The organism is Paenibacillus sp. FSL H7-0737 (assembly GCF_000758545.1).
In the GTDB taxonomy this organism is placed as follows: Bacteria; Bacillota; Bacilli; order Paenibacillales; family Paenibacillaceae; genus Paenibacillus_AQ.
Genome location: NZ_CP009279.1, coordinates 3,780,499 through 3,799,643, shown reverse-complemented (window position 1 = coordinate 3,799,643; position 19,145 = coordinate 3,780,499). Strand labels below are relative to the sequence as shown.

The 19,145-nt window shown below is 39.7% G+C and carries 27 protein-coding genes and 1 pseudogene; 24 read left to right on the top strand and 4 right to left on the bottom strand.

Annotation, left to right across the window (positions count from 1 at the left end):
- Positions 1-89 precede the first annotated feature (89 nt).
- The 18 genes and pseudogenes from H70737_RS31490 to H70737_RS16420 all read left to right on the top strand — a co-directional run bounded on the left by H70737_RS31490 (position 90) and on the right by H70737_RS16420 (position 9,671).
- On the top strand, positions 90-215 hold the full coding sequence (locus H70737_RS31490; protein ID WP_269321755.1) for a hypothetical protein: 126 nt from the start codon (positions 90-92) through the stop codon (positions 213-215).
- Between the two features lie 162 nt (positions 216-377).
- Positions 378-584, top strand: a complete 207-nt coding sequence (locus H70737_RS16475; protein WP_042188876.1) for a hypothetical protein — start codon at positions 378-380, stop codon at positions 582-584.
- Positions 585-1,112: 528 nt separating this feature from the next.
- Entirely contained in the window at positions 1,113-1,316 is a 204-nt protein-coding gene (locus H70737_RS16470) for a hypothetical protein (protein ID WP_042188874.1), read from the top strand.
- Between the two features lie 426 nt (positions 1,317-1,742).
- Positions 1,743-1,880: a hypothetical protein gene (locus H70737_RS31260; RefSeq protein ID WP_231573491.1), complete on the top strand. Its 138-nt coding sequence runs from the start codon at positions 1,743-1,745 to the stop codon at positions 1,878-1,880.
- Positions 1,881-2,063: 183 nt separating this feature from the next.
- Positions 2,064-2,747, top strand: a complete 684-nt coding sequence (locus H70737_RS16465) for a hypothetical protein (RefSeq protein WP_042188872.1) — start codon at positions 2,064-2,066, stop codon at positions 2,745-2,747.
- A 194-nt stretch (positions 2,748-2,941) separates the two neighbouring features.
- Positions 2,942-3,271: a hypothetical protein gene (locus H70737_RS16460; protein ID WP_042188870.1), complete on the top strand. Its 330-nt coding sequence runs from the start codon at positions 2,942-2,944 to the stop codon at positions 3,269-3,271.
- A gap of 222 nt (positions 3,272-3,493) precedes the next feature.
- Entirely contained in the window at positions 3,494-4,138 is a 645-nt protein-coding gene (locus tag H70737_RS16455; RefSeq protein WP_042188868.1) for a hypothetical protein, read from the top strand.
- A gap of 72 nt (positions 4,139-4,210) precedes the next feature.
- Positions 4,211-4,339 carry a hypothetical protein gene (locus H70737_RS31485; RefSeq protein WP_269321754.1) on the top strand — a complete coding sequence of 43 codons (129 nt, stop codon included), beginning with the start codon at positions 4,211-4,213 and terminating at the stop codon, positions 4,337-4,339.
- 161 nt (positions 4,340-4,500) lie between these two features.
- The gene (locus tag H70737_RS16450; RefSeq protein WP_197071211.1) at positions 4,501-4,770 is read left to right on the top strand and encodes a hypothetical protein; all 270 of its coding nucleotides are present in this window, start codon (positions 4,501-4,503) and stop codon (positions 4,768-4,770) included.
- Positions 4,771-5,217: 447 nt separating this feature from the next.
- Positions 5,218-5,352 (top strand): sigma factor-like helix-turn-helix DNA-binding protein, encoded by a 135-nt coding sequence (locus H70737_RS31670; protein WP_197071210.1) that lies wholly within the window; start codon positions 5,218-5,220, stop codon positions 5,350-5,352.
- Positions 5,353-5,662: 310 nt separating this feature from the next.
- Positions 5,663-5,980 carry a transposase gene (locus tag H70737_RS16445; protein WP_042188864.1) on the top strand — a complete coding sequence of 106 codons (318 nt, stop codon included), beginning with the start codon at positions 5,663-5,665 and terminating at the stop codon, positions 5,978-5,980.
- A gap of 53 nt (positions 5,981-6,033) precedes the next feature.
- A complete protein-coding gene (locus H70737_RS30760; protein ID WP_197071209.1) occupies positions 6,034-6,438 on the top strand; it encodes an IS3 family transposase in 405 nt (134 codons plus the stop codon).
- Positions 6,439-6,450: 12 nt separating this feature from the next.
- Complete coding sequence (locus tag H70737_RS30755; protein ID WP_269321753.1) at positions 6,451-6,732, top strand: DDE-type integrase/transposase/recombinase; 282 nt, start codon at positions 6,451-6,453, stop codon at positions 6,730-6,732.
- Positions 6,733-6,747: 15 nt separating this feature from the next.
- Positions 6,748-6,855, top strand: a pseudogene (locus H70737_RS31665) (IS3 family transposase); the annotation flags it as partial.
- Between the two features lie 309 nt (positions 6,856-7,164).
- Positions 7,165-7,368: a DUF5316 family protein gene (locus tag H70737_RS16435; RefSeq protein WP_042188862.1), complete on the top strand. Its 204-nt coding sequence runs from the start codon at positions 7,165-7,167 to the stop codon at positions 7,366-7,368.
- A gap of 266 nt (positions 7,369-7,634) precedes the next feature.
- Positions 7,635-8,258, top strand: a complete 624-nt coding sequence (locus tag H70737_RS16430) for a DUF4352 domain-containing protein (protein WP_042188860.1) — start codon at positions 7,635-7,637, stop codon at positions 8,256-8,258.
- A gap of 133 nt (positions 8,259-8,391) precedes the next feature.
- The gene (locus H70737_RS16425; protein ID WP_052404320.1) at positions 8,392-8,892 is read left to right on the top strand and encodes a cupin domain-containing protein; all 501 of its coding nucleotides are present in this window, start codon (positions 8,392-8,394) and stop codon (positions 8,890-8,892) included.
- Positions 8,889-9,671 carry an MBL fold metallo-hydrolase gene (locus H70737_RS16420; protein ID WP_442950242.1) on the top strand — a complete coding sequence of 261 codons (783 nt, stop codon included), beginning with the start codon at positions 8,889-8,891 and terminating at the stop codon, positions 9,669-9,671. Before H70737_RS16425 ends, H70737_RS16420 begins: the two co-directional genes overlap by 4 nt.
- Before the next feature lie 124 nt (positions 9,672-9,795).
- Here the strand turns inward: H70737_RS16420 and H70737_RS16415 are convergent, their stop codons facing one another.
- The 4 genes from H70737_RS16415 to lexA form a co-directional block, all read right to left on the bottom strand.
- Positions 9,796-10,374 carry a hypothetical protein gene (locus tag H70737_RS16415; protein WP_042188855.1) on the bottom strand — a complete coding sequence of 193 codons (579 nt, stop codon included), beginning with the start codon at positions 10,372-10,374 and terminating at the stop codon, positions 9,796-9,798.
- Between the two features lie 233 nt (positions 10,375-10,607).
- On the bottom strand, positions 10,608-10,988 hold the full coding sequence (locus tag H70737_RS16410) for a hypothetical protein (protein ID WP_042188853.1): 381 nt from the start codon (positions 10,986-10,988) through the stop codon (positions 10,608-10,610).
- A 149-nt stretch (positions 10,989-11,137) separates the two neighbouring features.
- Positions 11,138-11,476, bottom strand: a complete 339-nt coding sequence (locus tag H70737_RS16405) for a L,D-transpeptidase (RefSeq protein ID WP_042188851.1) — start codon at positions 11,474-11,476, stop codon at positions 11,138-11,140.
- A gap of 273 nt (positions 11,477-11,749) precedes the next feature.
- Positions 11,750-12,376, bottom strand: a complete 627-nt coding sequence (gene lexA, locus H70737_RS16400; RefSeq protein ID WP_042188849.1) for a transcriptional repressor LexA — start codon at positions 12,374-12,376, stop codon at positions 11,750-11,752.
- A gap of 295 nt (positions 12,377-12,671) precedes the next feature.
- Between lexA and H70737_RS16395 the strand changes: the two genes are divergently transcribed.
- The 6 genes from H70737_RS16395 to metH all read left to right on the top strand — a co-directional run bounded on the left by H70737_RS16395 (position 12,672) and on the right by metH (position 19,032).
- On the top strand, positions 12,672-13,085 hold the full coding sequence (locus H70737_RS16395) for a LysM peptidoglycan-binding domain-containing protein (RefSeq protein ID WP_042188847.1): 414 nt from the start codon (positions 12,672-12,674) through the stop codon (positions 13,083-13,085).
- Between the two features lie 109 nt (positions 13,086-13,194).
- A complete protein-coding gene (locus H70737_RS16390) occupies positions 13,195-13,404 on the top strand; it encodes a DUF896 domain-containing protein (RefSeq protein ID WP_042188845.1) in 210 nt (69 codons plus the stop codon).
- Positions 13,405-13,453: 49 nt separating this feature from the next.
- Positions 13,454-13,981 carry a hypothetical protein gene (locus tag H70737_RS16385; RefSeq protein ID WP_042188843.1) on the top strand — a complete coding sequence of 176 codons (528 nt, stop codon included), beginning with the start codon at positions 13,454-13,456 and terminating at the stop codon, positions 13,979-13,981.
- Between the two features lie 33 nt (positions 13,982-14,014).
- A complete protein-coding gene (locus H70737_RS16380) occupies positions 14,015-14,800 on the top strand; it encodes an HAD family hydrolase (protein WP_042188841.1) in 786 nt (261 codons plus the stop codon).
- A gap of 248 nt (positions 14,801-15,048) precedes the next feature.
- Complete coding sequence (locus tag H70737_RS16375) at positions 15,049-15,480, top strand: FixH family protein (protein ID WP_052404319.1); 432 nt, start codon at positions 15,049-15,051, stop codon at positions 15,478-15,480.
- Positions 15,481-15,654: 174 nt separating this feature from the next.
- Positions 15,655-19,032 carry a methionine synthase gene (metH, locus tag H70737_RS16370; protein ID WP_442950259.1) on the top strand — a complete coding sequence of 1,126 codons (3,378 nt, stop codon included), beginning with the start codon at positions 15,655-15,657 and terminating at the stop codon, positions 19,030-19,032.
- Positions 19,033-19,145: the final 113 nt, after the last annotated feature.

Here is a 19,145-nt window from a genome sequence, read left to right as displayed (position 1 = left end):
TGGCTGTACTGAACTTATAATTGGCTGAGACACATGGATAAGCATGACATGTATACGTTTTGATTAACACGCTGCATGGAAAGGTAGAAATGGCAACACAAAACGATTCTGAGGCATGGGCATTTTATCGGGATATGAAGGGAATTCGAATACAAGTGTTCATGAATATGAATCTGATTGCAAGTTTAGAGCCTACAGTATCAGCGCTGGATTAATTTAGGGGGCTGAGACCCCAATCAAAGGAGACGATACACGATGAATACTTATGAAGTATGAGGCCAGTGGAGTGAATGGGATATCCTTGGTGCAGACGAACAGTACAAGGTGAAACTGCTGGGAAGGCTAAGTAATCATTTTGGGAATACTTTCAGGATGGATTGTGGGAAGAGAAGTTCGGCGGTTTCAAGGTCAGTGAATTGTTCACCAATCCAGCGACCTTCAGGGAGATTTGCGAGCGCCGTGCAATTGACTTCGCATATCAAGGAATGAAGATCGAGGTTGACGGGCAATGTGGCGTGATAGTGGGCGGCATGAATGTCACGATGTTTGAGAGAACAATCTGCATTGAATTGAATGACATATAGAAGGGCAAGGTCATAGCTTGAGTAGTTACAAAAAATGCTTCGATGAAGATACTTGGGACAGGTCCAAAGAGCAGATCGAAGAGATGGAACTTGACTATTAGGCCGAAGTCCATCGAGTCAGACCGAATAATTTTAGTAAAATGGGGCCCGGGTAATCATAGATCTTAACCATTAAAGATATACCAAAGTAATCCATAAGCTATTCCGAAGTAAGCAATCACACCCAGTAAAGAGATGGACAAAAGAATAATGATAACTTTCTTACCGTTCATAAAATTCACCTCTTATTTAATATAGCACGGGTTGAGAGAGGAACAAGAGACTTTGATAATCCGAAAGCGAGGAAATCATAATAAGCGATTGGTACTCAGGAATCAAAAGCAAGGAGATTGAATCTACAGGCGGTGGGCAAGGAAAGATTAAGAGATCACAACTCACGGAGGAAGAGAGAGTAAACCTAGATCTGAAATATTCCAAACCTACTGGTAAGGCTGCCGAGAGGCCATTTGTGATAAAGGGGATAGTAGAATGAAATACAAAGACACTCAAAACGCATTAAGAGCCGGTCATCGACAATTTATTTTTACTGCAAGCCCGGGCTTACCTGTAGATGTACTGGCTTGGGGACCGACCTGGGTGAGATCTAAGGATGCATACAACACATATCCTATCAGTACAAACATGAAGATGTTCTCTGATGGTGGAATGTATTTATACAGAAAAAAGCCCTGATGCGTCAGGCCAATAGCAGCTTTTATCCTCGACCAAATTATACCACAAAGGGGAATGAGGATGAACATCGCCGATAGCTAGGCTCCTGCAGTAAAGGTAACGGACTTTAAACTATCGACTCTCCTTTAAAGGCGTGGAGCGAGCATATAGGAAGGCTGATGCTGATGATAAAAAGGTGATTTCTGGAATGAATCTGACTGTGAGTTTGTCATTGAGTGGCTGAATTCAGGACGGAGACCAGGGAATAAGCGTAGAATTGAACGGCGAGCTGCCTATGAACGGGAAATACTATTGGATCCAATACGAATGCAGGCTTTAGCTAGTAATTCAAAGGCGGGAAGCCCAGCCAATCTTTCAGATGAATAACGGTTCCAATTAGAATATGCACTTAATCAATTAAGCGAACGGGAACGAGAATGCTATACTCTGGCACATGGGCAGTACATCCCACATTCTGAAATAGGCAAAATGGTCGGCATTACCTACGGAAGCGTTAGCGAATATATTCAACGAGCGCAGCGGAAGATTAGCGATACTGTAGAGGATTCTCTGTTTTTTGTCTAGTAAATGCCCACTATATATAGGAGGAACCTATTACAAAAGGCTCGTTAATAGCAAATATTTTTCGTTAATGTGACCCAAATCCCATTATCGAGGTATATGGATTGCTCATACGGTTTGTCTTTACTTTCCGTTATGGGAATAGCGACATGCCAGTCTATACTTTTTGAAGGTAAATCTTTCCTAATGTCGAAATATGGTATTAAGGGGGAGATTATTATATCTTGGATTCTTGTGATTTTTATATTTATTTTTTTATTATTTTGTTCGTATATCAGAGCTGCATGGGTTAATTTTAAAATTCTTCAAAGAAAGGATGTTAGTGATTGTAAATGGTTCACAAGAACATATTATATTGCATCTGGTCCATGGACAACTCCATCTATCCTAAGTAAAAAAGACAAAGAATTAAGTCAAGAAGAAAGTCTGTATAATTATTATCGCGACGACCTAATGGGAGGGTTATGGTTAAAAACTGATAATAAGCAGATGGATAGAATATTGAAAGAATTAAGTGTAAAAGACTTAAACTTAGATGAAAGAATAATTCTTAAGGGTTATACCGACATTGATAAAATTGGAAAGAAGAGCAACTTCAATATATTTTCAATATTTATTCCGATGATAGTAGCTGTATTTATCGGTTTTGGAGCAGCTCATCTCAGCGAAAGCTCTTCGGTAGAAAAGAATGTTGCATTTTATGGAGCTATGGGATTAGTTAGTGTCTATATTATTGTAATTGCTCACCTTTCAAGACGTGAAGCGAAGACTTCAATAGTACGAAAATCATTAGATGTTTACGATGAAATTATTAAAAATAATGATTATGTTACGCCTCCGTTAAAGCAGAGGCGTTTCATAAGGAAATGAAAATACATCGTTAAAGCCTGAGTAAACCCTTTTTTTCATACAAAATGAGTCGCTGAAGAGTGGATCGTTTTGTATAGTGATGAAATACTTCATAATATAAACCCAAAAAGACGGCGAAGTAAGGTACATGGTAAATAGTAGCAGGAGAATCCTTCCTTAACGTCGAAATATGATGTCGATGGGAGGTAAGCTTTTTGATTACTGATAAAGATACTATAGAAATGTTACGTAATGTAACTCATTTACAAGAAGTAATGAGAATGGTCTATTCTTTCTCTAATGATGCCTATGAATGTCTTGAAAATTTTGAAGATGAATATAGATACGTAGTTTCACAAAATTATTTGAATATGGCCCAGAATTGTTTTCTTGAAATTGTTCGTATAAAGTATGAAAAAGAGTTGGTACATTATGGAATTGAAAGTTTCTTCCAAGCATATGATCACTATTCATTTCAGTTGAGACAAGTAATTACTGAAAAAGACGTAACACTTCCTGGTTGTCTGGAGCACATGACAGCTTAGGAGATAGCTGGAAGTCTTCCAATAAATTTATATCAAACTGGATTAATACTACAATGAAGCATTAGGTCTGTATCAAGCACCTTAGGGTGCTTTTTTATACTGAATATACAAGGGTTGCATAAGTTTTCTTAGTCATGCTTCATTACTCCTTTATAATATATTAATGTTACAGATGATATAGTAAGTACCGCAACCGATGTGGATATATAAGGGGATACATTAATGTGGAAACCTAAGATTCAACAAATAATTAAATATTTATTTATAATAATATGCATTGTAGCCTTTGGAATTTTCATCTATCCTGGAATATATAAGTATGATAAACTCGATCAAAAATTTCCAGTAATGATCAATCGAATAACAGGGGAAACCAAGATACTTTTTAGCGATAATTGGTCCACTGTTGGCAATATAGATGCACAATTAAGTAAATTTGAAAGCTACAAGAATGAAATATTAGAAACGATGAATTCACAGAATGAACAAATCAAAGAGAGTGTTTTAGAAAGTGTTCAGACAGAATTAGATCAAGTGAAAAATCAGGTTATTTCTGAAACTGTAAGCGAACCAAATCCAACATACGAAGATGGAACATCAGTGTTTGATGCAGTAAGGAATAGAGAAACAGGGACAGAATCCGCATCTGAATTCGTAGCCCATAGAAAAGAAGAATTAAGTAGCTCAACTGGAATCACAAAGTTTGGACTCGGTGATACTAAAGAAACAGTTAAAAAATCTATGGGAACACCAAGTTCTATAATTAATAATGGGGACACATGGTTTTTTGAATCATCTATTGTTAATTTTGACAACGGAGTCGTTACAGGATGGAACGATCCTCTTAATGTCTTAAATCTAGAATAGATCTTTTGACCATACTCAATCGGGTATGGTCTTTTTTGTTGTACACCAATACCATAGGAAGGGGTGAAAGTTATGGTAGCAATACCGAGAAAAATCACGATCAATGCCTTTAATTTGGAGCTGGTTAAGGAGACTGTGGACATTCTGAACCTGATTATTGAAGATAAACGTATCCTTGGGAAGTCTGGGATGAGTATGTGAGTGGCTTAATGCCATCGAATGGAAAATGGAGGTAAAGCCCATAATCTAAACCCCAAAGCTGCAGAGGTGACGGTGTGGTAAGGTACATGGGTAAGAAGGAACTATACTCCTTAGTATTGAATAATTACAGTACATAAATCTGAGGAATGATCCTATTAGATTTGGATTTTGACTTAGATTCTGTAAAAAATGAGTATGTAAAAATAACTGCTAAAGAGTTTACCGAATCGTTTGAGAAATTCCTTACAATTACTAAGAGTGAAGATATTTTAATAACTGTTTTACGAGGTCATCTATATGTAGATCATGAGTTAGAAAACTTGTTGTCGAAATATATAATTAATCTAGATAAATTGATTAAATATTACAAACAAAAATTAGATATGGCATTGGGATTAGGTATTGTAAAGAAAGAGTTGTTCGATGACTAAAGTTCTTAAATGAATTAAGAAATAAGTTTGTACATGATTTAAATTTTGAATTTTCCGAGGTAGAATATATTAAATCCGAAAATAAATTGGGTACTGAATTACAGGCTGAAATTTCTGAAATGGTAAAGGATGAGAAGAAGGTATCTGAAAAAGTAAGAGCATAATTGCGAAACTCTGGAGTAAATTGAAAATAAATACAATGGATATTTACTTAAAATCTGAATATGCGTCCAGAATGAATCTGGAGGTGTTGAAGGACGTGGAATATTATCTAGAAAAGCATGCCGAAGAGATAGGTTCAGAAACTGAATAGTATAGCAGAAGATAGAGGGGTGTCTAATACAGATGCCTTTTTCTATGCCTTAAATACGGGGGGGAGTGATAAGGTAATGCCAAGAACGGGGAGCATCAGAACAACGAACGGGAGAGGCTGAACGGTTAAAGCTGGTGGATGCGTTGCTGGCGTTGAGTGATCGAGAACGTACATGTTTCTTACTTCACATGGCGCAGGACTTGAAGCTGTTAGAGATTTCAAGTATTTTAAATCAATCAAAAAACACCGTAAGTATGTACGTAGATTGAACGAAATGCAAGATTAAACAAGACTTTTTATAGGACTTGTAGCATATACTGTCGCACTCCGTGGCGCATAACCTATCTACTATAACTATGTCTATCAAAGGGCCCTCCAATCCAGAGGGCTCTTTCTACATGTTACTTAATCAACGATGCGGTAATATTTCTTCGATGGCTAGAATACACAGCATTAAAGTTTTTTTTAGATAGAGTTCAATAAAAAAGTCAACGAATGCAACAACAATTGTGAAGCTAGAATAAAAAGTGGACAGTAGTTAACAGACTGGCGATAATGAGTCCACGGACGTGTGTTCACATGGGAGAACGTCGACCACGGTATAACGAAGAATTTAAAAAACAGACAGTGCAGTTCATTCAAGAGCAAACAAAGACAGTGGGCGACTTGGCGGAAGAGCTCAACATCCCAAAAAGTACCCTGCATCAATGGATGAGCCAGTATCGAGAACAAAAGAATGAACCGGCAGCTAGCGTGGATCGAGTACGGGAACTCGATGCACAGTTGAAAGAAATGAGCCTTCAACTTCAAGAAAAAGATAACAAGATTGCCGATGTGGAAGAGGAATTAGCGATCGTAAAAAAAGCAGTGCACATCTTCAGCAAACCAAGGAACTGAGATTCCAGTTTATTGAAAAACATCGCTCCGAGTTTCTCTTGGAGAAGATGTCCATGACCCTACATGTGTCACGGAGCGGGTACTACAAGTGCCGGACAGAAAAAACCAGTACGCATATGCTTCGTAAGGCTGCGATAATGAAGCGAATTCAGTATCATTTTGCAGACCATCAAAAGCGGTATGGGAGTCCGAAGATCACCCGCCTGTTACATCAAGAAGGCTATACCATTACCGAACGCACGGTGAGTGTGTACATGCGACATATGAAGCTTCGCTCCATTGTCTTCAAAACGTATCGCGTACAGACTACCGACTCCAATCATGACCATCCGATTGCCCCGAATACGCTGAACCAGCAATTTAAAATACTCAAACCCAATTCAGTATGGATTACCGATATTACATACATTCCTTGCCGGGGAGGGCGCTTGTACCTGGCTAATGTGATGGACCTTTGAACGCGCGAAATCGTGGGGTGGCGCTTGGAGAACCATATGGAAACAAGCCTAGTTTTGGGCGCGTTACAAGATGCTTACGCAGCTAAACAACCAGAAGAGGGTCTATTACATCATTCCGATCGAGGCTCTCAATATACTTCTCATGAATACGCGAAGCAGTTGAAAGCGTATGGCATGGAGTCCAGCATGAGCCGCAGAGGTAACTGTTATGATAACGCCTGTATAGAGTCGTGGCACAGCATTTTGAAAAAGGAGCTCATTTATTGTAATCCACGGTTCAAGACTAAGGAGTAAGCCTACCAGACACTTTTTCAATATATTGAGTTTTACTATAACCGCAAGCGAATGCATGGCGCGCTGGGGTATCTTTCTCCAGTTCGTTTTGCTGAGCAATTGACTAGAATGTCTGTTGCGTGACTGTCCACTTTCTTGACAGAGGTCCATGGAGTCCGAAACCATGCACAAAAGACGATTATTATGTAAATAACGTCAACTGAGTCCAAAACTCGAAGAAGAGGACTTTCTCCGTTAGTTGAGAAACTAAGTAGACACCAGAAGGGCCGCAATACCAATCGCCACAAAAATAGCACCTGAGCTCATACCCATGATTCCTCGATTATGTGTATTCTCGTCATACAACATTTTAATTTTTCCAATAGTAGTGGAGAATAATGTTAGAATATCTTATATATAGATATCCAATACTTTCCTGGGAGGAGCACTAATATGCGCATATTCATATATATAGGACTGGCTTTTTTTGTGATCTCTGGTATATGTGTTGGCGGATTTACGACAGGTACTCAGCAAAGAGGGAATTTTTATTCGGAATCCAAAGAAGACCGTAAAATTAAAAACAAAGTAGCGAAATGGTCTGCTTTAGGAGGAGTTCTTTCCTTGGCTATAGCTGGAGTAGTATATTTAATGTGATATTTACCTCACTCAAGTTCAAGAGTGGTAAAGAGTGCAATACAAGACTTTTTACAAGAACCTTTAGACCCTTGATGTCTTTGCCGTTGAGGTTTTTTGTATTTATAATTCTAGTAAAATGGAATTTAATACAACAGTCACAATTATTCTTATCATCTGACATTATTTTATATTTTTCTTGCAAAGGTATATCTTTCATAGGATAATATGGGTATATTTTCCTAGCAAAAGTTGGAAATGGATATTATCTGAGAGGAAGTAGAATATTGAAAACAAAGAAACCTTTTTTTAAAAAATGGTGGTTTTGGCTTATTATTGTTTTTGTTGTAATAGGGGTGATTGGATCACAGAAGAATGATAGTGAACCTACAGTATCAAAATCAGAACCAGCAGTGGCAAAGGTAGATGATACTGCAGCAACAGAGAAACCGGTCGAAAAGGAAAAGCCTACCAGCAAGCCTACAGAAGAGCCAAAGGAAACGATGATAACTGAAGTTGGACAAACCATCACAACTAAGAATTTTAAGCTTACAGTTGAGTCTCTGGAAAAGCCTAAAGGAAATGATTATGTACAACCATCAGAGGGTAATGAGTTTGTAGAAATCGGAATTATACTTGAGAATATTTCCAGTAAAGATTATATGGTAAGCTCTATGCTAATGTTCAATGCATACCAAGACAGCTTCTCCATAAATGAAGATCTCTTGGCTCATACTTTGGATAGTCAAGTAGGAACAATGGACGGCGCTTTAGCTGCGGGAAAGAAAATTCGTGGCAAACTAGCTTACCAGCTTCCTAAGGATTGGAAAGAACTTGAAATCAATACTGATTTCACGGTTTTAAGTTTTAGTTCAGATGGAGAAATCAAAATCGTTCTTCAAAATAAATAGGATATTTCACATACAAGAGTCTCGCCAAAGCTGGCGGGGCTTTTTTTATTATTAAATCTGATAATCTGCATTTACATAAAGTACCAAACCGATTATATTGAAAGAAAAGCGTAATGGATGAGGGGTGTTATATTTGGCGAAGATTTTTAATGAAAATACAGTTTCATTTAAACAAAAGTTATCTCCGATCCCTGAGTTTGCTTGGCATACGAGTGAGAGGTTAGCTGAGATCGCTAATTCTAAACATCTTGTCTTCGACATAAGATCGCTTGATCCAGATAAGTATTCCTTTCCTTATCATTTTCATAGAAACGCTGAAGAAATATTTGTGATTTTGACGGGAAAAGCGATGTTAAGAACTCCCGAGGGTTTTAGTGAGGTTTCTGAAGGTGATGTGCTATTTTTTGAAATAGGACCTGAAGGAGCGCATCAACTTTATAATCATACGGATGCACCTTGCAAGTATCTTGATCTCCGAACGAACCAGGGCATAGATGTTTGCGAATATCCGGACTCAGGTAAAATCAACATTCTCCCCTATCAAGAAATTTATCAGGCGGATCAACAAGCGGACTATTATAAAGGAGAAGAGCAGGTAAGGGAGAAATGGAACGGAATGGAGGATCACACTTGATTCAAGATCGATGGTTCACAGTCACGAAAATTGATCCAATTACTTATGCAATCAGTGAATATGGACATTGGGAAAAGGTGCACTCTTTTTTGTTGTTAGGGAAAGAACAAGCGGTGTTGATTGATACGGGATTAGGCATCGATAATATAAAAAGAATAACGGATCAGTTAACGGATTTACCTATCGCTGTCATCACTACGCATGTGCATGCAGATCATATTGGCAGTCATGGACAATTTGAGACGATCTATGTTCATAAAGAGGATGAGGATTGGCTGATTAATGGAATACGAGGTTTGTCCCTTGCCCAGATCAGAAAAGATATGAGCCGAGATATTACTCTTCCTGTTCCTGAGACGTTTGATCCTAATACGTATACACCTTATCAAGGGAAACCAACAGCTCTATTGCGAGAGGGAGATGTGCTTGATTTAGGCGGGCGTAGATTAGAAATTTACCACACACCGGGTCATTCGCCAGGACATATTAGCATCTTTGATCATGCGAACGGGTATCTGTTTACAGGGGATTTATTGTATGATGTTACGCCAATTTATGCTTTTTACCCCTCTACTAGTCCTGTTGATTTAGTGGCTTCATTAGAAAAAATTGCAAAAATTCCAGGTGTATCACAAATATTTGGCTCTCATAATACGTTGGGTCTAGATCCATCTATTTTGCAAGAGGTTATGAAGGCAGTTCGTGAATTACGTGAACGGGATCTTGTCGCTCATGGTACGGGCATTCACCAATTTAACGGATTTAGTGTGCAATTTTAAAATGAATGTTGGATGCAGCGAAAACGGCCCCCCCAAAAGGACCGTTTTTTGTCTTTCCTTAAGGTTTTCAAAATTTCTAATTGGGTAAAGTAAAGTGAAGTAATCAGAGGTGGAAGGGGGGCATTTATTCGGATACGATCGACCTGAAGAACGCATGTAATTGTTGGACTTGGGAGTAAGCTTCTTTGTACTGATTATCGGATTGTTGAATGGGCAGTAAGCCTGGCAAGAAGGAAATACTATACACAGGTATTTCATTGCTGTTCATGTATATTTTAAGCGTAAGTTCCTCGATAACATCAGCCTCTTCGTCAACGTTATTAAGCACATTAATATCCGCACTTGAAGCAGTTGATTTGCTGTTTTGTTGTCGTTTAGATACTTTTGAAAGGGTTAGTGCGTTAACAACAATCTCTGATCCCATTATATTGTCGAACGAGTAAAGCTTTGCTATTGCTTTTTTGCTTGTTTTTGGATTGCTGGTACCTATTGCTATTTTTTTATAAGGTTCATTAAGGGCGATCAAGTGAGATTGATTGGGCGGAATGAATGTTTTGGTGAATATAATATTAAAAGATGAGGTTGCGTTTAACAGCTTAGAAAGTTCAGAAGAAGTAGATAGTTTTTTTAATTCTATAATAACGGCACTTAGAATTAAAATTCCTCCTACAATGGCAAACATATACATCAAGAAAATCAGCATGTAATCACACCTCCAATGATCTCAGTAGAGCAAGATTTATTGCTTATTGAAAGATATGCCTGAATTCACTCTACTAGTATCTGTTAAGAGCGAAAATCGTGGGAATTTAGGAAACGACTATTGATTAGAAAAAGAGAAAGCACCCAGAGATCTGCCGATTTTGCGAGCTGAGTGCAAAATTGTGGCAACTGCTGGAGTGCTGATGAGAGGTTTTTAAAATAAATATGTCAAAATCATAAGAAATTGAAGGCTGTGATTTGATCAGTATAAACAATTAGCTGTTTGTATTCGATCGGAGATTCATAGTGAGTATAGGGTCTTACAGAAACATCATTAAGGACTACAAAGTTATAGCTGAAATTTTTATCGGGATGTTCCGCACCTAAATAAGATATGTATTCATCTACAATGACATCATCCATTAGAGATTTTAAGTCAAAAACATCCTCTTTATTGGAGGTGGAAGGGGAGATGGTCCCTTGAATACTGCCGAATGAGGTGAGTAAATTTACTTTTTTTCCACTCGCTTGATCGTTATTTAACAATAAGCCAGAGAGTTTAACAAGTGCATCGACTTTAAAATCGACGAGGGTTCTAATTTTTGAGTTGTTCAAAACGAGACACTTCCTTTCAATTTGAAATCCTGTTAACATTATTCGACATATAACCACATAATTCCTATTAGGTCATCAAAAATACATAAATACAAACACGCCTCCTCCATTGAACCATGAGTGAGGCGTGTTTATCTATAGAGATAGATTTAATTCCTGATCGTTACTCGTGTTCCAATCGGAACAATCGCAGCTAGTGCTAACACATCTTCATTGTACATACGAATACAACCGTGGGATACTTCGTGCCCTATGGATGAGGGATCATTATTTCCATGTATCCCATAGTGAGGCTTAGATAGACCCATCCAAAAGACCCCAAATGGACCACCTGGATCGGGTTGTTTGTTAATGATTGTGAATTCACCGAGTGGTGATTGAGTTAACATTTTACCGATTCCGACTGGGAAGCCCCTGATCACAATGTCGTTATCAAGAAGATAAAGCATACGCTGCGTCAGATCAACTATAATCCGGTAATTTGGCATTGTGCAACACTCCTTTCTAATTAAGATATGAGGAGGATGCCTAAACGGTTATTCATTAAAAATGGTCATTTTAGCCCATAAGAATAAATGTTCTGTAATTGATAAATGGAGTTTGATAACAATAAAAAAGCTGTTCTGCATTTGCAGAACAGCTTTTAAAAAAATAAAAGAAAGTATATATTTTTACGATATACCCTATCCTTATACTTCTCGTAGAAACGGATACCGTCCTTTAAAGGGCGGTATCCGTTTTCGCTTGGTAGGAGTGCATACTTAGTGGATATCTCGAAATAATCCGATAACTCTGCCGAGAATGGTCACGCGATTAAGGCGAAGAGGCTCGTACGCCGGATTCTCCGGCTGAAGACGTATATGATCACGTTCTTTATAAAAAGTCTTAACGGTTGCTTCATCTTCTTCGGTCATAGCTACAACGATATCTCCGTTATCAGCCGTTTGTTGTTGACGAACAATAACATAGTCGCCATTCATAATCCCAGCTTCGACCATACTGTCACCTTGAACCGATAACATAAATACTTTGTTATCTCCAACATAGTGAGTTGGAAGCGGGAAGTAGTCTTCAATATTCTCAGTAGCAGTGATAGGAACCCCGGCGGTAACCTTACCTACGACAGGAATGCGAGCGACGGTTTGCGCGAAATGATGGACATTCTCGGAATCCTCTTGGCCAAGCAATTCTATCGCACGAGGCTTCGTTGGATCTCGACGGATAAGTCCCTTCTTCTCTAGCCGATCTAAATGACCGTGAACTGTGGAGCTGGAAGCAAGACCAACAGCTTCTCCAATCTCCCGGACGGAAGGAGGATAACCCTTGCTGCGGACTTCGCTACGTATAAATTCCAGGATCGCCAGCTGGCGACTTGAAATCTTTGACATTGGAATCAACCCCATATAGTAATGTTTGGGAAAATTATAACATAGAACTACCGTTCGCACAAACATAAGTTCTAACTATTATAAATATTAATTCGAAAGAGTTAATAAATGGTAGTCTTGTATTGATTGCGTTTCCTTCATCTAAACAATAAGAGTGATTCTTTATATGAAGAATATGGTAAATATTAACCTCTGAAAAAAAGAGAACAATTGTTCTAAAATAGTATTGAACAAAACACATGTTCGTGTTATTATAATTTCAAAAGTAAGAACAAGTGTTTGGAGGGTGATATTCATGTTAAAATACAGTACATACCGCAGCATCTACGATAAAGCCCCAGTGGTTGAATCTTTAGGACATAATCCTATTACCCGTTATTCAGCTCAGATTAAAGAGATTACAGAGCTTTTGCTTGAAGGCTTGATGCGTTTGTTCCGTAGAGATTTTGTTATTAAACTAACATTGATCATTGTGCTCGTACTATCAGGACTTACAGTAGTAGGTAATGTATTTGCAGGATCTACTACTTTAATGAAGGATGAGAAGCGCGTAGTGGTTGAACGTGGAGATACACTTTGGAGTATTGCTCTTGAGAATAAACCTTCTGATATGAAAACGGCTGTATATATAGAAGGAATTAAAAAATTCAATGGCATTAAAGGTAATCAGATTAATGCTGGAGATATTCTCACTTTACCTATATATTAATATTCTAAGAACATAATAAGAGGACATGAAGAGCTTGCAGGGAGTAAACCTTGACAAGCTCTTTTTCTCATGGCAGAGTTAGAATTAATTTATAAGGGGAGGGAAAGTTTTGAATATTGATGAGTTGGTCGCGCGTATTAACGAATTGGCACGCAAACAGAAGAGCGTAGGCCTTAATCAAGAGGAAACGGCGGAACGCGCCAAGCTTCGTGAAATTTATTTGGGGAATATTCGCAATAACTTCCGAGCACAATTGAATACGATTGAATTGGTCGATAATGATGAGCATGAACAAGGTAACAAGGGGCGTAAGCATTAACACCCTGTTCCTTTTCATAGATATTACTGGATGACTAGGGGGAACGCATATGGCCCGTTCTTGGGAAAGAATGGTTCAACGCAACACGCAGCAAATTAATAAGCAAAGAAAGAAACAGGGGAAGGAAACGATTTACGCATCTAAATCTAAATCTCCTGGTAAGAACAGCGAAACCTTTAAAGGCCGTAACATTGCATTTCCAGTAGTGTTATTAGTGCTTGGTACTATGTTTTGGATGATTGGTTCAGTGGACCAAGCCAAAGGTAATGGTATGCTTATGAACTGGCTAGGAGTCGTTTTGTACTACTTACTAGCGGCACTTCTGTTCTTCCGACGTCCGTACTTGAAGGTAGAGAATGCTAGACTATCTACTATAAAATTCAACCGCGAACGTTATCTGCCAGCTTCTGATATTGAGAAAATCATCCTTTCGCGTGGAGCTGTTGTAATTAAGCATAAAGGCAAACGCACGAAATGGATTTTTACCAGACTTATGAATCGTTATGATACCAATGCAATGGGGACTCGACTGGAAGCATTCGCAAAAGCTCACCAAATTGAAGTAGTTCACGAATAGAAATTAACCAGCCATGGGAGAGGGAGACCTGTAATGCCAATTTCCGCCGTACTATTTGACCTTGATGATACACTGCTCTGGGATGATCGGAGCGTTAATGAAGCATTTCGTTCTGCATGTGAAGCCGCTGGGGATACGATTGATCCACAAGAACTGGAACTTGCGGTGCGTAAAGAAGCCATTGGACTATATGAATCCTACGAAACGAACCCGTTTACAAAGATGATTGGGATTAATCCGTTTGAAGCACTTTGGGGGAACTTTACTGCAGGTGAACAGCCGGAATTCCGTCAATTGGAGCAGCTTGCACCGGGATATCGTAAAGAGGCATGGCGTCGTGGTCTTGCAGCACTTGGTGTAGAGGACGAAGCTCTTGCTGAGACATTAGCAGCCAAATTCGCAGCAGAGCGTAGAAATCGACCTTACATCTATGAAGAAACGATTCAGGTGCTTGAAGAACTGAAGGGAAAAGTGAAGCTATTGCTTCTGACTAATGGATGCCCTGCATTGCAACAAGAGAAACTAGATGGCGTACCTGAAATCGTTCCTTTCTTTGATCACATCGTGATTTCTGGAAGCTTCGGAAAAGGAAAGCCGGATAAGGAAATTTTTCTGCATGCCCTAGAACTTTTAGATATTGCACCTGAGCAAGGAGTTATGGTCGGAGATAAGCTTACAACTGATATTCGTGGTGGGCTGGCAACAGGTTTGACTACAGTTTGGATTAATAGAAAAGGCAAACAGCCAGATCCGGAAATTCAGCCGGATTATGAAATCAAACATCTTGGAGAGCTTCTTTCATTAGTCCAATCTCTATAAAATTTCATTCATTTAAGCTTTAAGAAGGCAGTGAGTTCCTAGGTATCTAGGAGACTTGCTGTCTTTTTTATATCTACATCATATTTAATATGATAGATGAGATTTACTAGTATATGATTTAAGTCACAAGAGTTTAGCTGAATTAATGCGAAATACTGAAAAACCAATAATAATGTGTATAATAGATGGAGAATGTATAACATGAATTGGTAGATTCTTAGTAATCAATTCGACTGGGAGGAATCTAAATGAAGATTTCAAGAACAATAGTTCCTTTATTATTAGGTGCAACACTTTTAGTATTGGGAGGATGTTCATCAGACCAAACTAAACATTCTGGCGTACATAATATGAATATGAACATGGACATGTCTATGGAACCTATCAAGGTCGAGTTACATTGGAATCCTGAAGAGGTTGTTGTAAATCAGAAGGTGACCTTTGAAGCAGTGGTGACGCAAGACAACTTGGCAGTAGATGATGCGAAAGAGGTTCTGTTCGAAATTGTGAGTAAAGATGATAGTGAACAGAAAATTGAATTTAAAGGGAAGCTAGTCAGTGATGGAATCTATCAAGCAGAGGGAACACTAACGAAAGAAGGACAATATATTGTTACATCACACGTAACTGCTAGAACTCAACATTCTATGCCTAATAAAGAACTCTCTGTAAAACCATAATTAAAAGAATAGCAATTCCTATGATTACAGATAATGCAGAGTGGAAAGGAAGGCTTTTCGAAATTCCTTTATTCTGCTAAACTTACTCTAATGTTTTACTGGGGGGACTATACGTTGGCTAAATATACACTTGAGGAAAGCTTACAACAAAGAATATTAATTCTAGATGGTGCAATGGGCACAATGATCCAACAGGTGCCTCTGACAGGTGAGGATTTTGGTGGGGAAGAATTGGACGGCTGTAATGAAATGCTAGTATTAACTCGTCCAGAAGTAATTCAGACGATTCATGAGCAGTATCTAGAAGCAGGTGCTGATCTCATTGAAACGAATACATTTGGTGCAACGTCTGTTGTACTTGCTGAATATGATATTCCGCAGCGGGCTCGTGAAATTAATCTGGTTGCAGCAAAGCTAGCTCGCAATGCCGTTGATAAATATGATACACCAGATCGTCCCCGCTATGTCGTAGGTGCGATGGGTCCTACAACAAAGACACTCTCTGTTACAGGAGGCGTCACTTTCCAAGAGCTCGTTGATAGCTACGAGGAACAGGCAGTGGCATTGATTGATGGTCAAGTAGATGCGTTATTGCTAGAGACCTCTCAGGATACGCTGAACGTGAAAGCTGGAAGTATAGGTATTCGAAATGCATTTGAGAAGACGGGTATCAAATTGCCAGTGATGATTTCGGGAACAATAGAGCCGATGGGTACCACACTTGCTGGTCAGAACATTGAAGCATTCTATATTTCTTTAGAACATCTGAAGCCTATCTCTATAGGTCTGAACTGTGCGACGGGTCCAGAGTTCATGCGTGATCATATTCGTTCACTTTCTGCAATCTCTTCAGCGGCTGTGAGTTGTTATCCGAACGCTGGACTGCCAGATGAGAATGGGCATTATCATGAATCTCCTGATTCTCTTGCGCGTAAAATTGCTGCGTTTGCAGAAAAGGGATGGCTTAACATTGCGGGAGGTTGTTGCGGAACGACACCGGAACATATCCGTGCTATGTCGGAGGCACTTTCACAATTCCCTCCACGTCCGCTTGCAGGAAATCATCCGCCGGCACTTTCTGGGATTGAACCTATTTATATTGAGAACGACAACCGTCCATACATGGTTGGTGAACGTACGAATGTATTAGGATCGCGTAAGTTTAAACGTCTTATCGTCGAAGGTAAATATGAGGAAGCCTCAGAAATTGCCCGTGCACAGGTGAAGAGTGGTGCTCAAGTTATCGACGTCTGCGTGCAAGATCCGGACCGTGATGAGATTGAAGATATTAAGCTGTTTCTAGAATTAGTTGTAAAAAAGGTTAAAGTTCCTTTGATGATCGATACTACCGATCCGAAGGTTATTGATCTGGCATTACAGTACTGTCAAGGTAAGGCGATAATTAACTCCATTAACCTTGAAGATGGTGAAGAAAAATTTGAGCTGGTCACTCCATTGATTCATAAGTATGGCGCAGCTATCGTAGTGGGTACGATTGATGAGACAGGACAAGCAATCAAGGCTACGGACAAACTGGAAGTTGCCAAACGCTCCTACGACTTACTAGTGAACAAATACGGATTAGCTGGAGAAGACCTTATTTTCGACACGCTTGTGTTCCCTGTAGGAACCGGGGATGAACAATATATTGGCTCTGCTAAAGAAACTATTGATGGGATTCGTCTAATCAAAGAAGCACTTCCAGGTGTTCATACGATCTTGGGGATCAGCAACGTTTCCTTTGGATTACCGGAAGCAGGACGTGAAGTGCTGAATTCAGTATTCCTCTATGAGTGCACTAAGGCTGGATTGGATTATGCGATCGTAAATACCGAGAAGGTAGAACGTTATGCGTCTATTCCTGCTGAAGACCGTCGTCTTGCGGAGGAATTAATTTATAATACGAATGACGACACGCTTGCTGCTTTTGTAGCCGCCTTCCGAGGGAAAAAGGTTGAGAAAAAAGAGAAAATTTCTAACCTGTCACTAGAAGAGCGTCTGGCTTCATATGTAGTTGAAGGCACCAAAGAAGGACTTATTCCAGACCTTAATGAGGCGCTTACCAAATCAGGACCTTTGGAGATTATCAATGGCCCGCTAATGGCCGGGATGTCAGAGGTTGGACGGCTGTTTAATAACAATGAGTTGATTGTTGCTGAGGTGCTGCAAAGCGCTGAAGTGATGAAGGCTTCTGTTGGTCATTTAGAGCAGTTTATGAAGAAGGATGAGACATCGGTAAAAGGTAAGATCATGCTGGCAACTGTAAAAGGCGACGTGCATGATATAGGTAAGAATCTGGTGGAGATCATCTTATCCAATAATGGTTATCAGATCATTAATTTGGGTATAAAAGTACCACCTGAGACCATTATCGAAGCGTTTCGTCGTGAAAAAGCCGATGCGATCGGATTGTCTGGACTACTCGTAAAATCGGCACAGCAGATGGTGCTGACTGCGCAAGACCTACGCACGGCTGGGATTGATGTGCCTATTATGGTAGGTGGTGCTGCCTTGACCCGCAAGTTCACCAAAACACGTATCCGGCCGGAATATGATGGACTGGTATTATATGCTAAGGATGCTATGGATGGACTCGATATTGCTAATCGGCTTATGAATCCTGTTGAACGGGAGAAAATTGCCGAGGAAATTCGAGTGGAAGCAGAATCCGCAGTGGCAGTTGCTCCTAAGCAAGAGCTTCCTACGCTGACTAGAGCTGTACGCTCCAAAATTTCTCCAGATGCACCTGTATTTGTTCCACCCGATTTAGAGCGCCATGTCATTCGTAATTATCCATTGGGGCATATTATCCCTTATGTGAACATGCAAATGCTGCTCGGTCACCATCTGGGGCTACGAGGTTCTGTAGAGGCGCAATTAGCTGCTGGTGATGAGCGGACTGTGGAGTTGAAAGGTACTGTCGATGACATTCTACATCAAGCGATGCTGGAAGGTACGATTACTCCTCATGCGATGTATCAATTCTTTCCGGCACAATCAAGTGGTAACGATATTATCGTGTATAATCCACAGAATACAGCCGAGATTCTGCATACCTTTACTTTCCCAAGACAAGGTGTTGAGCCTTATCTCTGTCTAGCGGACTTTTTGAAGTCGGTCGACAGTGGAATGATGGACTATGTTGGATTCCTCGTGGTAACAGCGGGACACGGTGTTCGTGAGCTCTCTACAGCCCTTAAGGATAATGGCGATTATTTACGCTCACATGCGTTACAATCTGTAGCGCTGGAAGTAGCAGAAGGATTAGCGGAGCGTGTTCATCATATGATGCGTGATACATGGGGCTTCCCAGATCCTGCAGATATGACCATGAAACAAAGACATGGGGCAAGATATCAAGGGATTCGTGTATCCTTTGGTTATCCTGCATGCCCAGATCTGGAAGATCAGGGACCACTATTTAAACTATTATCCCCAGAGGATATCGGTGTTCACCTTACAGAAGGCTTTATGATGGAGCCTGAGGCTTCCGTTTCGGCGATGGTATTCGCTCATCCAGAAGCGCAGTATTTTAATGTAGAGAAGCTGTAATTCTTTCATTTATACACCCGGTCTGTAGGGGGATTGTATCCCTTTCAGCGGAACCTCCCGTAACTGGGGGGTTTTTTGCTGGAAGAAGGACGTTTAGAATAGATAAGAGATTG

What these genes read in the sequence shown, in the direction of transcription:
- H70737_RS16385 (WP_042188843.1), top strand. Translation starts at nt 13,454, where the DNA reads ATGGCCCGTTCTTGGGAAAGAATGGTTCAACGCAACACGCAGCAAATT.
- H70737_RS16470 (WP_042188874.1), top strand. Translation starts at nt 1,113, where the DNA reads ATGAAATACAAAGACACTCAAAACGCATTAAGAGCCGGTCATCGACAA.
- lexA (WP_042188849.1), bottom strand. Translation starts at nt 12,376, where the DNA reads ATGTCAAAGATTTCAAGTCGCCAGCTGGCGATCCTGGAATTTATACGT.
- H70737_RS31490 (WP_269321755.1), top strand. Translation starts at nt 90, where the DNA reads ATGGCAACACAAAACGATTCTGAGGCATGGGCATTTTATCGGGATATG.
- H70737_RS16445 (WP_042188864.1), top strand. Translation starts at nt 5,663, where the DNA reads ATGGGAGAACGTCGACCACGGTATAACGAAGAATTTAAAAAACAGACA.
- H70737_RS16435 (WP_042188862.1), top strand. Translation starts at nt 7,165, where the DNA reads ATGCGCATATTCATATATATAGGACTGGCTTTTTTTGTGATCTCTGGT.
- H70737_RS30760 (WP_197071209.1), top strand. Translation starts at nt 6,034, where the DNA reads ATGACCCTACATGTGTCACGGAGCGGGTACTACAAGTGCCGGACAGAA.
- H70737_RS16405 (WP_042188851.1), bottom strand. Translation starts at nt 11,476, where the DNA reads ATGCCAAATTACCGGATTATAGTTGATCTGACGCAGCGTATGCTTTAT.
- metH (WP_442950259.1), top strand. Translation starts at nt 15,655, where the DNA reads ATGGGCACAATGATCCAACAGGTGCCTCTGACAGGTGAGGATTTTGGT.
- H70737_RS31485 (WP_269321754.1), top strand. Translation starts at nt 4,211, where the DNA reads ATGGTAGCAATACCGAGAAAAATCACGATCAATGCCTTTAATTTGGAG.
- H70737_RS16455 (WP_042188868.1), top strand. Translation starts at nt 3,494, where the DNA reads ATGTGGAAACCTAAGATTCAACAAATAATTAAATATTTATTTATAATA.
- H70737_RS16375 (WP_052404319.1), top strand. Translation starts at nt 15,049, where the DNA reads ATGAAGATTTCAAGAACAATAGTTCCTTTATTATTAGGTGCAACACTT.
- H70737_RS16395 (WP_042188847.1), top strand. Translation starts at nt 12,672, where the DNA reads ATGTTAAAATACAGTACATACCGCAGCATCTACGATAAAGCCCCAGTG.
- H70737_RS16380 (WP_042188841.1), top strand. Translation starts at nt 14,015, where the DNA reads ATGCCAATTTCCGCCGTACTATTTGACCTTGATGATACACTGCTCTGG.
- H70737_RS16465 (WP_042188872.1), top strand. Translation starts at nt 2,064, where the DNA reads ATGTCGAAATATGGTATTAAGGGGGAGATTATTATATCTTGGATTCTT.
- H70737_RS16415 (WP_042188855.1), bottom strand. Translation starts at nt 10,374, where the DNA reads ATGCTGATTTTCTTGATGTATATGTTTGCCATTGTAGGAGGAATTTTA.